Source organism: Anabaena catenula FACHB-362, from assembly GCF_014698735.1.
GTDB lineage: Bacteria > Cyanobacteriota > Cyanobacteriia > Cyanobacteriales > Nostocaceae > Anabaena > Anabaena variabilis_A.
This window is the reverse complement of the sequence record NZ_JACJTQ010000022.1, coordinates 1-16067: the sequence shown is the minus strand read 5'-3', so window position 1 is coordinate 16067 and position 16067 is coordinate 1. Positions and strand designations below refer to the sequence as shown.

12 protein-coding genes and 2 tRNA genes are annotated in these 16067 nt (G+C 38.8%); 9 read left to right on the top strand and 5 right to left on the bottom strand.

The annotated features are described in order from the left end of the window. The first annotated feature begins 163 nt into the window (after nt 1–163). Nucleotides 164–1891, top strand: coding sequence for an Rqc2 family fibronectin-binding protein (locus H6G68_RS15045; RefSeq protein ID WP_190907367.1), 1728 nt, complete (start codon nt 164–166; stop codon nt 1889–1891). 364 nt (nt 1892–2255) lie between these two features. On the opposite strand, the gene H6G68_RS15040 is transcribed toward H6G68_RS15045, so the two are convergent. Beyond that, on the bottom strand, nt 2256–3848 hold the full coding sequence (locus H6G68_RS15040; RefSeq protein ID WP_190907366.1) for an iron uptake porin: 1593 nt from the start codon (nt 3846–3848) through the stop codon (nt 2256–2258). 345 nt (nt 3849–4193) lie between these two features. Here H6G68_RS15040 and H6G68_RS15035 point away from each other — a divergent pair, with 345 nt between their 5' ends. The 4 genes from H6G68_RS15035 to H6G68_RS15020 all read left to right on the top strand — a co-directional run bounded on the left by H6G68_RS15035 (nt 4194) and on the right by H6G68_RS15020 (nt 7275). After that, nucleotides 4194–5186 carry a metal ABC transporter solute-binding protein, Zn/Mn family gene (locus tag H6G68_RS15035; protein ID WP_190907365.1) on the top strand — a complete coding sequence of 331 codons (993 nt, stop codon included), beginning with the start codon at nt 4194–4196 and terminating at the stop codon, nt 5184–5186. Between the two features lie 181 nt (nt 5187–5367). Beyond that, nucleotides 5368–6147 carry a metal ABC transporter ATP-binding protein gene (locus H6G68_RS15030; protein ID WP_190907426.1) on the top strand — a complete coding sequence of 260 codons (780 nt, stop codon included), beginning with the start codon at nt 5368–5370 and terminating at the stop codon, nt 6145–6147. A 103-nt stretch (nt 6148–6250) separates the two neighbouring features. Continuing rightward, nucleotides 6251–7120: a metal ABC transporter permease gene (locus H6G68_RS15025; RefSeq protein ID WP_190907364.1), complete on the top strand. Its 870-nt coding sequence runs from the start codon at nt 6251–6253 to the stop codon at nt 7118–7120. Between the two features lie 82 nt (nt 7121–7202). Next, nucleotides 7203–7275: transfer RNA gene (locus H6G68_RS15020), tRNA-Phe, on the top strand. Nucleotides 7276–7589: 314 nt separating this feature from the next. On the opposite strand, the gene H6G68_RS15015 is transcribed toward H6G68_RS15020, so the two are convergent. The 3 genes from H6G68_RS15015 to H6G68_RS15000 form a co-directional block, all read right to left on the bottom strand. Beyond that, nucleotides 7590–7662, bottom strand: a tRNA-Arg gene (locus tag H6G68_RS15015). A gap of 42 nt (nt 7663–7704) precedes the next feature. Further along, nucleotides 7705–8877, bottom strand: coding sequence for a murein hydrolase activator EnvC family protein (locus H6G68_RS15010; RefSeq protein ID WP_190907363.1), 1173 nt, complete (start codon nt 8875–8877; stop codon nt 7705–7707). Nucleotides 8878–9387: 510 nt separating this feature from the next. Continuing rightward, nucleotides 9388–10284 (bottom strand): prohibitin family protein, encoded by an 897-nt coding sequence (locus H6G68_RS15000; protein WP_190907361.1) that lies wholly within the window; start codon nt 10282–10284, stop codon nt 9388–9390. Nucleotides 10285–10758: 474 nt separating this feature from the next. Between H6G68_RS15000 and H6G68_RS14995 the strand changes: the two genes are divergently transcribed. Then, nucleotides 10759–11226 (top strand): DUF29 domain-containing protein, encoded by a 468-nt coding sequence (locus H6G68_RS14995; protein ID WP_190907360.1) that lies wholly within the window; start codon nt 10759–10761, stop codon nt 11224–11226. A 127-nt stretch (nt 11227–11353) separates the two neighbouring features. On the opposite strand, the gene H6G68_RS14990 is transcribed toward H6G68_RS14995, so the two are convergent. Next, on the bottom strand, nt 11354–13390 hold the full coding sequence (locus tag H6G68_RS14990) for an elongation factor G (RefSeq protein ID WP_190907359.1): 2037 nt from the start codon (nt 13388–13390) through the stop codon (nt 11354–11356). A gap of 246 nt (nt 13391–13636) precedes the next feature. Between H6G68_RS14990 and H6G68_RS14985 the strand changes: the two genes are divergently transcribed. From H6G68_RS14985 to H6G68_RS14975, 3 genes are all read left to right on the top strand, one after another. Next, nucleotides 13637–14644: a tetratricopeptide repeat protein gene (locus tag H6G68_RS14985; RefSeq protein WP_190907358.1), complete on the top strand. Its 1008-nt coding sequence runs from the start codon at nt 13637–13639 to the stop codon at nt 14642–14644. 110 nt (nt 14645–14754) lie between these two features. Further along, nucleotides 14755–15309: a phosphate-starvation-inducible PsiE family protein gene (locus H6G68_RS14980; protein ID WP_190907357.1), complete on the top strand. Its 555-nt coding sequence runs from the start codon at nt 14755–14757 to the stop codon at nt 15307–15309. A gap of 180 nt (nt 15310–15489) precedes the next feature. Next, nucleotides 15490–15729, top strand: coding sequence for a hypothetical protein (locus H6G68_RS14975; RefSeq protein WP_016949276.1), 240 nt, complete (start codon nt 15490–15492; stop codon nt 15727–15729). The last annotated feature ends 338 nt before the right edge of the window (nt 15730–16067 follow it).

The following is a 16067-nucleotide window of genomic DNA, read 5'->3' as shown; positions in this document are numbered from 1 at the left end:
CGCGGCCGTGAGTAAAAAAAAGAAAGTAGCTGTTTAGTTATGAGAATGCTAGTTTAGGATATTAACCGTTAGAATAATTCTGAAAGAAATCGGAGTATTTAACGATTTTGTATTTGGCTGTCGGCTTCTTGATGGAAAAACTCCCCTATTGTGACTAATCGTTTTGCAACCAGTTGATTTTACTACCCTCACTGCCGCTTGTAGCGAACTACGGGCTGACTGGCTACCCTCGCGGACAGAGCAAGTTTACCAGCGCGATCGCTATACTATTTCTATAGCCTTACGTACCCTAAAACAACGGGTTTGGCTAGAAGTGTCTTGGCATCCCCAAGCTACCCGCATTTGTATTGGTGAACCACCACCACGCACACCAGATACTTTCACCTTCAGTCAGCAATTAATCCATCAATTGGGTGGTTTAGCCTTAGTAGCAATTGAAGCGATCGCACCTTGGGAACGTGTAATTGATTTACAATTTGCTCGTCGTCCTGGAGAAAACGCCCTCTATCACTTGTATGTAGAAGTGATGGGCAAATACAGTAACGCCATTCTCACCGATGCCGATAATTTCATTATCACCGCTGCTCATCAAGTTAGTCAGCAACAATCCAGTGTTCGTCCTATCCAAACCGGACAACCTTATGAAATACCACCCAAACAAACTGGCCCTATTCCTAGTTTGAGCGAATCCCAAGCACGTTGGCAAGAACGGATTAGTTTAGTACCAGGCGCTATTAAACGACAACTACTCAAAAATTATCGTGGTTTGAGTGCAGCTTTGCTAGATACAATGTTGCTGGCAGCGGATATAGCAGCAGAAACCACCACAGATACACTAAATACTGATGATTGGCATAGGCTATTTGCACATTGGCAAGAATGGCTACAAGCTTTAGAAGCGGGTAAATTCCAACCAGGTTGGACGGAAACCGGTTACACTGTCATGGGTTGGGGTGTTGTCGCACCAGCGAAAAACATCCAAGAGTTACTGAACAAATATTACACCGACGAATTAAATAAACAATTATTTTCTCAATTACGCCATCAGTTAACTCAGAAACTAAATAATATTCTCGGAAAATTACGTACCAAAGCCCAAACTTTTAGTGAGAAATTGCAGCAATCAGATCAAGCTGATGATTATCGACAAAAAGCTGATTTATTAATGGCATATCTGCAAAACTGGGAACCAGGGATGAAAGAAATTATCCTGGCAGATTTTGAAACTGGTAAACCAACTGCGATCGCACTTCTTCCAGATAAAAACGCCGTCCAAAACGCCCAGAAGCTTTATAAACAGCACCAAAAACTCAAACGCGCTCGTGCTGCTGTGGAACCGTTATTATTAGAAGTCCAAGCCGAAATTGATTATTTAGAACAAGTAGAAGCAGCTATTTCCCAACTCGACAACTACCAAACAGCAGCAGATTTACAAGCTTTAGAAGAAATTCGTGATGAACTAATTGGGCAAAAATATCTAGAAGCCCTGGAATACCGCAGCCGCAGTACCACCGACTCTCCCAGCACTAATTTTCATCGTTACCGCACTCCCAGCGGCTTTGAAGTCTTAATCGGTCGCAATAATAACCAAAATGACCAGCTGACATTTCGTGTAGCCGGAGATTATGATCTGTGGTTTCACGCCCAAGAAATCCCTGGTAGTCATGTTTTATTACGTCTTGAACCTGGTAAAGTCCCGGAAGAAGCCGATTTACAATTTACCGCTAATCTTGCAGCTTATTTCAGTCGCGCCCGTCAAAGTGACCAAGTACCAGTAGTTTACACCCAACCCAAGCACGTCTACAAACCCAAAGGCACTAAACCAGGACTTGTAATTTATAAACAAGAAACCATCATTTGGGGACAACCGCAAATAATTCGTAATTCGTAATAGTGCCTACGGCAGGCTACCGCCAACGTAATTCGTAATTCGTAAACAGGGAACTCTTAACAGGTAATTCTTAATTTTACTCGCGTCCCCCTATCTCCGCGTCTCCGCGTCCCCCATTTCCGCGTCCTCATCTCCCCCATCACCCCCTAGAAATAAATGCTACTCACCTGCGGATAGATATTTTTTAAGATATTTTTAGGAAAAAAGTGTACTGGCTGTTACAATCTTGTTAAGAAAAGTTGCCCGTTAAATTTTGGGAACGCGCAATTTGGTTTTGACTCTATTGAGAAGACAACGCGAACAACGTTTTTTAGACCAGCCCGTGGGAAGGCTGGTCTTTTTGTTAAGATAGTGGTTTTGAAATTTAGAAACTGAAGGTGGTTCTCAAAGCACCAATGACTACACCATCATTATTATCGTTATGATCTGCTGCTGTTAGCCAAATCACACCTGGGGTAATGGTGATATTGTCACTAACTTTGTATTGATAAAATGCCTCAATGTGATATGAGGTATCTTGGTCTTCAGGTACTCCAGCAAAACTGGAACTTGTAACTCTCGGTTCCATTCCGAGGATAACACCAGCTAAATTACCTTTTTTACCCAAGTCTGGGAAACCAAGAGTAACAGCATAGTTCCAAATGTCAACATCTCCCTTTGTACCTGTCAATACCTGACTATTGGTATATCCAGCCCAACCACCTAAGACAAATTTATCACTGATGCCAATTGATGCTTGGAGACCGTAAGAATTGCTGGAAAATGCTTCACTGACATCCGTGAATGTGGCGAGATTACTACCTGTGAGTAGTGGCTGTTTGTAGGAATTGATGTAAGTTAGACCAAGGGAAATGCGATCGCTTGGTTTGATAGTCAACTGCGCCAAAGCACCATAAGGACCATCAAACAAACCATTTTTAGAAGATGGGTCATTAGCTGTACTACTCAAATAGCCTAAACTTAATGTCAAATTTTTACCAAACTGGTGATTTACTCCCAACCCAGCACCACTAATTTGAGCATAAATCGGGTTGCGTGTACCAAAGCTGGACAATGCACCAAATCCACCATCACCATCAAAAAGATTCACAGTACTAGTCAGGTCATCTGCTGCACCAGCATTAGCAATAGCGATTACCTGTGTGTTTTTTCCTAGAGGGAATTTGTACCATAGCGCATCTAAAGAAACATTATTAGTACCATCAACACCTTGAAAAAATAAGTTGCCTTCTGGAGTATTAATATCAGGAGTCTGGATATTATTACTCTGGAGTCTCGTAAACAGAGTATCTTGACCAGTGAAACTAGTTACAAATTCAACACGCGCCCGCGCCCCAAGGGTAGTATTTTTGTCTGTAATCGGTCCGTCAACATTGTCACCTGATAAAACATCACTGACAACTGCGACAACTTGTCCTTGTAGTTTGGTGGTAGTAGAAAATTGATTGGCTTCTAATTCAGAAGCCCTCGCTTCCAGCGCATCTACGCGTCCCCGCAAAGTTGCTAGTTCTGTGGAAAAATCTTCTCGCAGTTTTTGTAATGTTGCTAAATCTTGTTTTGTCAACGAGTCGGCAGTTGCGGTAGCAATTAGCTCATTCACCCGATCTAAACAAGCATTCAAACCAGCCGCAAACTCATACCTTGTCATGGCACGATTACCACGATAAGTACCGTTAGGATATCCAGCTATACAACCATAACGTTCTACTAAAGATTGTAAAGCTTGGAATGCCCAATCTGTAGGTTGCACGTCGGACAATTGAGATACTGATGTAACTTGTGAGATTAACTCTTTTTGATTTATATTTTCAACTTGTTGGTCTGAATTGGCTACAACAAGTGGTTCACTGGCTTCTATTGTTGCTGGTGCTTCTCCTGCCCACGCTGCTGCACTCATCAATAGTGTTGCGCCGCTAACTACTGGACTAGCTAGCAGATATTTCCATGATTTTTGCATTTTCTACTCACACCTATTTGCTAACAATCAGCACATTACGTGCTTATACGAAATGAGAGATTATTAAAAACTGATCTCAATATACTAGCAACAAGTAGCATTTTTTTTAACTAAAAAAGTCAAGGAATCTTCATGAATGGGGAAAGCTAGTATAAGGCAGTATCCTCTCAACAAAATCATCTGTCATTACTGAATCTCAGTATATTACACCGATAATGCAGGATATTTTTGTCAAACCAACATGATAATGAGAATTATTATAGTATAATGTCTAGGATTAAGTCTTGTTGTCAATAAAAATATTGACCTAGGTAAAGACAGTGTTCTGAAGGAAGAGAAAACAAGATGATTGAGACTGATGTCAGCCGAAGAATAGGCAGATTTAGAGGTAGAATATTGTCTCTCATGGCGCTGCTAATGTTGGCAATGATTTCTGGCTGTACCGAAACAAAACAGGTTGCACAGACAGATACAGAACAGTCAGAACCAGCAAAGCCACCAAAAACTAAAGTAGTCACAACATTTTTACCAGTGTATTTATTTACTAAGGCAGTAGCGGGAGATGCAGCAGATGTAGAAATTTTAGTTCAGCCAGGTACGGAGATACATGAATATCAAGCTACACCAGCTAATGTAAAAGCGATCGCAACGGCGAATGTATTAGTAAAAAATGGGCTGGGGTTAGAAGAATTTCTGACAGATACCGTCAAAAATGCTCAAAACACCAAATTAGTCGAAATTGATGCCAGCAAGGGCATTCAAGCTATCAATGAAATTTCTCCCATAGAGGAAATTGGGAAGGAAGAAAAAGATCATAACCACGAACACGCAGATGGGAATCCTCATGTTTGGCTAGATCCCGTTTTAGCTAAACAGCAAGTAGTAAATATTAGAGATGGGTTAATTGCTGCTGACGCTGCGAATAAACCGACTTATGAAGCCAATGCGGCGGCATATATCCAAGAATTAGAGAATTTAAATAATGAATTTCAACAGACTTTACAGCAGACTCCAAATTGCACCTTTATCACCTTTCACGATGCCTTTCCTTACGTAGCTAAACGCTATAACCTCAAACAATTAGCTGTTGTAGAAATTCCAGAAGATCAACTTTCACCCACAGATATACAAAAAGTTATTAATGCGGTGAAAAAATACAAAGTGAAAGCCTTATTTAGTGAACCAGGGGTAGATAATAAATTATTTACCAGCCTGTCTAAAGACTTAAATTTAACTTTGCGAACTCTGGATTCTTTAGAAACTGGTGAGACAAATCCACAGTATTATTTTAAAGCGATGAAATCTAATTTACAGACTTTAGCAACAGCTTGTAAATAATTTTATGGTATTGCAGGCTAACAACCTCTTGATTTTCTGTAGTCCGTGCTGGCAGACTTAGTTCTTATAGTTGCAACTTTCGTTTGTCAGGCTTGTTACTCGTCCGCTACTTACTAATTGATAAAACCGTAAAAAAGCCAATTTTAAAATAGAAAATTTGATGAATGACGACCAACAATTAATGACATTACCAATATTAAAAGTAGAGGGATTAACTGTCTATCAAAGCAGTTATCTAGCGGTGCGGGATGTTTCTTTTGAATTGTTAGCAGGAACAGACACAGCTATAGTCGGACCTAATGGTGCGGGTAAGAGTACTCTGGTAAAAGCTATTTTAGATTTAATTCCCAGAAGTGCGGGTAAAATTGAAATATTTGGTCGTCCAATATCTCGATTAGGAAGTTTACATCACCTGTTGGGCTATATGCCACAAAACTTTATTTTTGATCGTAGTTTTCCGATTTCTGTCAGTGAATTGGTGGGACTAGGAATAGGTGACAGAGAACAGGTTACAGGTGACAGAAAACATTTATTTTCCAAGTTTTGGCAAAATCACCGAGAAAAATCAGCAGCAATAACCGCAGCTTTACAGCGAACTGACGCGTATCATCTACGAAATCAAGCTATTGGAACTCTTAGCGGTGGTCAACTCAAGCGGGTGTTGTTGGCTTATTGTTTAGTAACTCCACGCAAATTTTTAGTACTTGATGAAGCTTTTGCTGGGGTAGATGTGCAAGGTGCGGCTGATTTTTATGTTTTACTAAATGAATTAAAAAGAGAAGAGGGTTGGACAATTTTACAGGTTTCCCATGATATTGATATGGTAAGCCGTCATTGCGATCGCGTCCTTTGTCTGAATCAAACTCTTGTATGTACTGGTAAGCCAGAAATTGCCCTTTCACCACAAAATCTTTTAGCTACTTATGGCCCTGGTTTTAGTCGCTACCAACACCATCACTAAACAATTCAAAATTCACATCAAAATTCAAAAAGTTCAGTAACAGCCTGACCAAGACTGAATCATAGGTTGTGGTTAAATAAATGTATTAAAAAAAAGCAAAAATATGCATTTATTGATTTTGCATCCACACAACTTGTTAGCTACTGCTAATAATCCAGACTTAGTGAGTTTGTTACAATTCCCCTTCATGCAACGTGCCATTATTGGTTCTGTATTAATGGGAATACTTGGCGGTTTACTGGGTAGTTTTGTTACTTTGCGCCAGTTATCATTTTTTAGCCATGCTGTTGGTCATGCAGCCTTAGTAGGCGTAGCATTAGGCGTATTACTCAACACAAATCCTACTTGGATGTTGTTACCTTTTACATTGATTTTTGGGATTGTTGTCCTCTACTTAGTGGACAAAACAGACTTAGCTAGTGATAGCGTTCTCAGTATAGTTCTATCAGGAGCATTAGCAATAGGTGTCATCCTCACCAGCATGATTAAAGGATATCGTGGCAATTTGATGGCTGTACTGTTTGGCGATATCCTAGCGATTGATCTCACGGATTTAATGTTGACGCTGCTGGTACTTGTCGGTAGTACCGTTTTTTTATTATCAACCCTGCGATCGCAAATTTTGTTAACTCTTAACCCTGATGTTGCCCAAGTACAAGGCGTTCCGGTGCAATTATATCGTTATGGGTTTGTCGTTTTGCTGTCTTTAGCCGTTGCTGTAGCCATTAAAGCTGTTGGCGTTTTACTCGTGAATGCCTTTTTAGTGATTCCCGCTGCCACCGCTAAACTCATGAGTCACCATTTTAGCCGCTTTCTCATTCTGTCAGTGCTTGTCGGTTCTAGTACTAGCATTGGTGGAATTATGGTTTCTGGGGTGTTTAACCTGGCTTCTGGTCCTAGTATCGTTCTGGTACAGTTCCTGATGTTCCTCCTCGTTTTCACTTGGGTAAAGTTAGGGATAAAGGCAGCGTAAAAGTTTCTTCTGTAAGCCACTTGACAAATCTTTCTTTCTTTGCTAAATTGATTAATCGTGGCGGTAATAAAAAACCACCCCCGCCGGGATAGCTCAGTTGGTAGAGCAGAGGACTGAAAATCCTCGTGTCACCGGTTCAAGTCCGGTTCCTGGCACTTATTAGTAAAAAGTAACAAAAAATAACCTCCTACAAGACTTAAAACTTTGTATGGGGTTATATTTTTTTAGAAAAAGAACTTTTCCCAAAACTGAAAATTTATCTGTTCGGATTCTCTAGGTTTTATCTAACTTACGCAACTGTCCGGTTATTTTTTGAACAAGCTAAACAATCGCTATTAATATGGGATATATGGATATTTGAGGTTTTCTCAAACTTGCCAACTCTAATAGTGATGCAAATACTCGTTGGTTAACGTGAACAAAGACTGAGAAAAAGTTAATTTTCCGTTGATTTGTAATATTTAAAAAACGAGCGCGGAGGGATTTGAACCCCCGACCCACAGGACCGGAACCTGTTGCTCTATCCACTGAGCCACGCGCCCTCAAACATATACTTCAGATCATATCATACTTTTTGAATTTAATTACAAGTAATTTGCTGGATCAACGGGTGTACCATCACGACGGACTTCAAAATGCAGGTGAGGGCCTGTAGATAAGCCTGTAGAACCGACAGATGCGATCGCTTGTCCTTTTTGTACAGCCTGTCCTTCGCTAACATACAACTCACTGCTGTGTCCATAAAGGGTGGTGATACCGTTGCTGTGACTGATAATTACAGCTTTACCATAACCACCATACCAACCTGCAAAAATCACTGTACCTGAATCTGCTGCTCGAATTGTACTACCATAACTGGCTGCAAAATCCAAACCGGCATGAAAGCGACGATAACCGAGAATTGGGTGTATTCTCCAGCCAAAAGGACTGCTGGTGGGTGCGTCGCTGGGAAATGCAAAGATACCCGTACCACGAATCCAAACTTTACTGTTAGCTTTTGCTAGTGCGGCTTCCCTTTCTTTTTCTTGAATCAAAGCTTCTAGATTTTGAGAATCTTTCTCCAGTTGATTTTGTGCAGCTTCTAAAGCCAAGCGATCGCTATTTAAACGTTGAACTAATTCTGTTTGTGACTCTGCTTGATTTTGATAGTCAGCTTTTTGGGCTAGTAATTGTTCTCTAATTAAAGCAATTTGATTTTTCTGCGCTTCTACTTCTGTTTTTTGTTGAATTAATAAATTTGCTTGTTGAGACAGTCTCGCTAAAATTTGCTGATCTGCTTTATAAACCAACTTCAACTGATAACGACGACTGATAAAATCGCTAATATTTTGACTTTGTAGTAAAACAGCTAATCCCTGATAAATAGGTGAACGTTGAATATACCGCAATCTTGCAACTGTTGCAACTTGCCGATTTTCATAATCTCTTTCTGAAATAACTAAATCAGTTTCTAATTCCTTAAGTCGTTGGTTAGCTTGTTGTAATCTTAGTTCGCTTTCTTTAATATAGCTATTAGTAGTTTGGATATTTTGCTTGACACCAGTTAGGTGTTTTTGTGCTTCTATTTGTAAATTTGTTAAGCGATTCTGTTCCTGAATTACATTCTCACGTTGTTGCTGAACTTGCTGCTGTTGTTGTTTAAGGGTGTTAATAGAATTTGCAGATACTGGCAACAGTATGAAAACTGTCCAGAAAATGCAACAACAGATCAGAAATAACCACCAAAATCCAATTTGTTTAAAAAATGCCGTTTTCATCTAGTTAAATTCCGCCCAAGCAATGCAGATATGAACATTATTATGCCCAAAATTGGGTAAAATCTAACACCCATCCCCAGATAACTGCCCCAATTTCTTAGATAAGTCGGTGATCTTGTTGTTAAAATCTCATTTAGGATAGCCATATATATGTCAAATTCCATCAACTCGCAACCAGTGTCATGTCAGAGTATTTGTAAAGACTGTGCTTTTTATGTCAAATTAGAATGCTCTCACCCTGATGAATCTGGAGTTAATTGTGATCCTGTGATTTTCTGCAATTCCTTCACTCCAGCGGAAGAAGTTGACAGTCCTTGTGTTTCTTTTGGTAATGAAGATTAATATTAATTAGGTTCGCACTCCCAGCACAAACATCTGAAAATACAGCAGAATTCAGGAGTCAGGAGTCAGGAGTCAGGAGTCAGGAGTCAGGAGTCAGGAGTAAAACTGGCTTGGTGTCTAGGTTTCAATTTAGATTCTGTACCTCATTGATCTGCAATCTGCTGTATTTTATGGTTTTGTTATTCCTGAATCTGGCTGGATTAAAATAGGAATTCCCCCCTTTTCAGAACCGATAACTACAATTTTCGAGTTATTAGATTGAGCGAGTTTTTCTGTAGCTTCAATTGTGCGTAATTGCAGCACTTGGTTAGTGAGTCCACTAGAGATAATTTTTTGAGCATCAGCGATACCTTTGGCTTCTATTGTCTTGCGTTCAGCTTCTTGACGCTCTTTTTGTAACACAAATTTCATCTGTTCATTTTCTTGTTCTGCTTTGAGTTTTTCTTGAATAGCTGTTTGCAGAGTTTCAGGCATTTTCACATTTCTCAAAAGTGCTTGGTCAACTATAAAACCCAAACTTGGTATTTCTTGTGTAAGTTGTTGATTAATTTTTTGAACTATTTCTTGGCGTTTTGTTGAGTAAACTGCACTTGCTGGATAGTTTGCTGTAATAGCGCGGACGGTAGAACGAAATCTGGAAATGATCAATTGTTTTTCATCAGTTCCAATTGTTTTATATACTATCGCTGCTTTCTGGGGGTCAAGTCTATATTGAAGACTGACATCAAGATTTAAACTCAAACCTTCTTGAGATGTTGTGTCTATGTTTTCCTTGATATCTTTAAGACGAGTAGAAAAATTCAAAACTTTAGCAAAAGGGTTAACTACGTGAACACCTGAATCGAGGGTATTGTCGGAAACTTTACCAAATAAATTCACAATACCAACATTCCCCGGTGGCACAGTCACTAAAAGTCTGGAAATAGAAGGCATTAGTGCAATTGTACCAATTAATATAGTAATTACACGTACCGCAAATTGAGTCTTTGCACTGGTTATTCTGCCGGTTTGGAGATATATGAGAATTGCTATGAGACTTGTGAGGAGGGAGAATATAAAGCCCATAAGATTTTCCTGTATTGTTAAGATGTTATATATACTTAACATACAAGTATAATAATCAGTTTAAGGTTTGGTTATCAATAAAATTTCTTATTCTAAATCTCTGTCCTATTTACTTAAACGGTTTTGAAAAATATCATTATCTTCCCCTCCTTTCTTTGCGTCTAACGCAGTTCGTGCTTCGCTGGTGCGTCTTTGCGTGAGACACAAAAAAGGAAAGTAGAACCTTCTAGATAACATTCCCAGTCAGAGACTGGGAACGAGATTAAACTATTTACTGTTCCCGTTACCACCATTACTAATTAGAATGCGTTCAGCCAGCTTTTCTGGGACTTCCTGAAGATGATCTTCCAATGGAAAGAGTTAACACCTAAAGTAAGCGATTTAAGTATAATTATTATATCAGCTAATTATTCTATGAGTAACTAAATATATTACCCCAAAAATCAACAATTTATTTAAGGAGGTTGGAATAAAATGACAGCAACTCAACCAACAAACCTGACTAATTCAAATCTTTATAACGAAGATTTTTATCTGTGGATAGAAACAACAGCCAAAGAATTAAAAAATGGTAACTTTGCAGAAATTGATTTAGCCAATTTGATTGAAGAAATCGAAAGCATGGGGAGAAGTGAAAAAAGAGCATTAAAAGGCAACTTATTAGTGGTATTAATGCACCTGTTAAAATATAAATATCTGCCAGAAAAACGCAGTAATATTTTGTTATCTACTATATTTGAACATAGACGCAGATTAAAAGAAGACTTAACCGAAAGTCCAAGTTTAAAAAAATACTTCTCTGATGTATTTAGCGAATGTTATCAAGATGCAAGGAAACAAGCATCTTTAGAAACAGGATTATCACTTGATACTTTTCCTGTAGACTCTCCATTTACTACAAATGAATGTTTAAATCAAGATTATTTACCTGAACAACATTAATTTTTTCCTGATCTTCCTTGCCTCTCCCTGCGCCTCTGCGCCTCTGCGTGAGACAAAAAACGGAAGGTAGAACCTTCTAGATAGCATTCCCAGTCAGAGACTGGGAACGAGATTAAACGAGATTAAACTATTTACTGTTACCGTTACCACCATTAGTAGTGAGAATGCGTTCAGCCAGCTTTTCCGGGACTTCTTGGAGATGATCTTGTTCCCAATGGAAAGAACCAACGCCTAAAGTAAGCGATCGCAATTCTACAATAAAATTCTGCATTTCCGCTTGGGGTAAATATGCGGACACATTATCCCAACCTGGCCAATCATGTCTACCTTCATAACCCAAAATCTGTCCCCGTCTACCAGTCAACAGTTGCAACACCTTAGAAGTAAACTCACTGGGACTATTCACATCTACCTTTAAAATTGGTTCTAATAAGGTAGGTTGGGCTTGGGTTACTCCCGTCTGCATAGCTAACCGTGCAGCTTGTTTAAAAGCTTGTTCCGAACTATCAACGCTGTGGTAAGAACCATTGGTTAATGTCACCGCAACATCTACCATTGGAAAACCCAAAGGCCCGTGGGTGAGAAATTCCCGCACACCCATTTCTACCCCAGGAATGTACTGTCTAGGAACCACACCACCAACAATTTTTTCATTAAAGTTGAAACCTTCCCCTCTTGGTAAAGGTTGAATATCTAAATAAACATCTCCAAATTGTCCATGTCCACCGCTTTGATGTTTATAACGTCCATGAACAGAGTTTACAGATTTACGAATGGTTTCTTTATAAGGAACTTGGGGTAAATGAGTAGACATAGGTAAATTATATTTGCGACGCAATCTATCTAATGCAACTTGCAAATGTATTTCACCTTGTCCCCAAAGAATAACTTCATGGGTGTCTCCATGTTGTTCCCAAGTTAACGCCGGATCTTCTTCCAATAACTTAGTAATTGCACTGCTGAGTTTTACCTCATCATTGCGTTTTTCAGGTGTAATTGCTAAAGCAAAAACTGGTTCTAATTGTTTAGCTTTGGGTAATTCCATCATTTGGGAATCTGTAGAAATTGTATCCCCAGTTCTTATTCCTTCCAACCGACTTATAGCCACAATTTCCCCAGCTACAGCTTGATTCACTTGCTGTTGTTGTTGTCCCATTAAACGGTAAAGACCACCAGTACGAACACCATTTAAAACAATCCCATCAGTTAATGTTCCTTGCCATACTCGCACTAGGGAAACTTTACCACCTTGAGGAGTGTAAAAAGTTTTGAGAACTTGCGCTAAAGGAGTATCGCTGATTTTCTCCAAACGCCTTTCCATTGTTGTTTCGGGTTCCGGTGCTTCTCTAAGTAAAGCTTCTAATAAAGGTCTAACACCAAAGTCTTGTTCCGCAACACCAAAGAAAACAGGTACTACTAAATCTGCACCTAATTCTAATTTTAAATCTTTGAGAATTTCCTCTTGGGAAGGTTCAATGTCTTCTAAAATTTCTTCGAGTAAATGATCGTCAAAATTTGCCAAAGCTTCTAACATTTCTGCTCTGGCTATATGTTCTTCTGCTTTTAAATGTTCTGGAAAAGGTATAGAATCAGCAGGTGAGCCGGCATGATATTGATAAGCTTGTTCACTTACCATATCAATAAATCCTGTGAGTTGTTCCCCCTGCATAATGGGAAATTGGTGCAGCACTAAAGGACGACTAGAAACAGCTTTCAGTGCGTGTAATGTTTCTAAAACGTGAATATTTGCCCTGTCCATTTTATTCACAAAAACGATATGGGGAATTTCCCAATCATCAAGGAATTTAAATAATGGTGCTAGGGTAAGAACTCTATCTTTGATCGGTTCGCAAACGACAATTGCGGCATCGACTCCCATTAAAGCATGATATGTTTCTTGGGCAAATTCTATAGAACCGGGACAGTCTATAAAAGTGAAGCGGGTATTTTCATATTCGGTATTAGCTGCGGATACCTCAACACTCATACGCCGATCTCGTGCTTCGTTGGCGCTATCTCCGACTGTGTTACCATCTTTAACGTTACCTTTGCGAGAAATCGCTCCGGTGACAAATAACAAACTTTCGAGTAAAGTGGTTTTTCCACTTAAATAAGGGCCGACAATTGCCACATTCCGCGAACCGGATTTTACTTTTTCGTTCATAAATTCTCCTTTGCGGTGATTCCCTTAACCGCATTCTGTGTTTTTCAGGAGTAATTCATTTATTTGGTCAGGAGAATTATTCCTGCTTTAATTTTTTATTATCCTCCTTTTAATCTAAAGATAAAAAAATCGTTGCTTGTTGTAAGATTTAGCTTAAGAAAAGTTAAGTAGTACTAAGTTTTATTCTGAATCTAAAATTTTTGTAAAATAATTCGTTTGTAACAATATTTTCTATCTAGTAAATTTATGACATTTTTATTAAAACAATCTCCTCTAATTGGAATTGTCACTTTGCTGGTAATAAATGTAAATATTAGTCCAGTAATTTCAACCTCTCCCCCAATCAACTCAACTCAATTAAATATAAAACCTCTCTCCTACAAGGAGAGAGGCTTTAATTCCCCATTTCCGCGTTGGGAAGGGAGTTGGAAGGTTAGGTCTTTTTTAGCTCAAACTACCAATCGTCAAACGGCGTTAGACAATTTAAATCAAGGCTTACAGGCGATTCAAGGGGGAAAGCTTGAAGATGCAATTACCGCGTTTCGTCAAGCAACTCGATTAGATCCGACCTTAGCACCAGCGCACTATAATTTAGGTTTAGCACTGCGACAAGCTGGACAACTGCAACCAGCAGCAGATGCTTTTTATCAAGCTACGCAAACAGATCCTCAATTTGCTCCAGCTTTTGCTAATTTAGGAGGTGCGTTATTAGAAGGGAATAATTTACAGTTAGCGGTTGATTATTTACAACGGGCATTACAACTAGATCCGCAACTGGGCTTTGCCCATTATAACTTGGGATTGGTACGAGAAATACAAAAAGATTGGGAGAGTGCGATCGCATCTTTTAAAAAAGCGATCGCATATAGTCAGAATTCCCCAGAACCAGCCTATCATTTAGGAACGTCTTATTTGCAACAAGGTAAAATTGAACTCGCCAAGGAAGCCTTTAGCAAAGCAATCACCATAAATCCCAGATATGCAGAGGCGCATTACAATCTTGGCTCAATTTGGTTTAATCAGGGCAAATTTAACGAAGCATTAGCAGCTTTTAGAAAATCAGCCGAAGTAAATTCCAATTATGCTGATGCTTATTATGGTGCAGGATTAGTTTTTATACAATTAAAGCAATATTCAGAAGCAGTAAAAGTATTCCAATATGCCAGAGATTTATATAAAACTCAGAGGAATTCCCAATGGGCAACAAATGCTGAACAATTGTTAATACAAGCACAAAACTTAAATAACAATTAAATAACAAATTAAATAACAAACCACGCTGAGGCGCGAACCTTTAATATTACGTAACAATAAGATAATTGGGTGAACAGGCTGGTGTGGTCTCAATCCCAATAGGAATGAAAATGCATACGCAGAAACGCTTCAAGAGCCGATTTTTATTTTTTGATCGCTGGTTAGATCGTCATGCAATCGTTCGTAATATGGAGGCATTCCAAGACTTAATTGTCATTTTCCTCTGTTTAGCCTTGTTTGGAGTCATGTTAGTACAATTGTGGGGAATATTTATTTCTCTCACTCATTCACTAGACTACAAGCAAGTAACAGCTAAAATGTTATTTGTATTGATTCTAGTTGAGTTATTTCGACTACTCATGATTTACTTACAAGAGCATAGTATTGCTGTTGGTGTAGCAGTCGAAGTCACAATTGTTTCCGTTCTGAGAGAAGTAGTAGTTCACGGTGCGCTAGAAATTTCTGGAATACAGACAGCAGCAATTTGTGGCTTATTGTTGATGTTGGGTGGACTATTATTAGTCTGTGCAAAAACACCACACATGGATTGCATGAGTGCTAACACAAAGTTTTGCCCGATAGTGCATCGAGGAGGTAGAGAACAGGAAAATGAATTAGAATTTCGATATTCACGTACCTGTGATGAAAACCAACCTCCCGCATAAATAAGCCAAAAGACATCATTCTCTGGCTAGATAAACCAAGCCATAAAAGTAGCAAGTGGGAATACCAAATACTTGAGGCTGCCTCAGCAGCCTTGATACTTTTCCCTCAGCTTTTTGGTAGATGAATGACTCTTTGAGAGTGAGTATAAATTAATTAGAAACTTTAAAAAGGGTAAATTTATGACTACTGGTAACGGGCAATCGCAACAACCAATTAGTAATTTAGAATACGACTTCATCACCGTACTGCACAACAAAGCCGCAGCAGTGCAAGCTTACGAACGTTACATTCAAGATGCACAAGAAGTTAATTCTCAACCTTGTGTAGAATTGTTCCAAAAATTACGTCAGTCAGAAATTGAAGAAGCACAAGAAATTCGTCATCATCTGCAACAAGTGATGGCACAAGGAAGGATGTAAAGTTGTAAAGTTTAAATTTGTGAATAATAAGATCCCCGATTTCTTGAAGAAGTCGGAGATCTTCTACATAAGTAGTCGTGCAAAATAAATTGCATATTTAGGAGAGAGAATAAGGAACAAGCAATAGTAAAAGAATACAGAGATTTTTAATTTTTAATTCCGCGTAGCGGTACTAGTTAGTTGATAATAATTATATTTTTTTTAACTTCTTTCTCCCTACCCCCTACTAATTAGACATCTCCGAAAAAGAATTAAATTATGGTATAAGAATATAAAAGTGTATTTTTTGGTAAGACGTTATGGGCAGTATATTTGAATATATTCAGAGCAATCCTCAC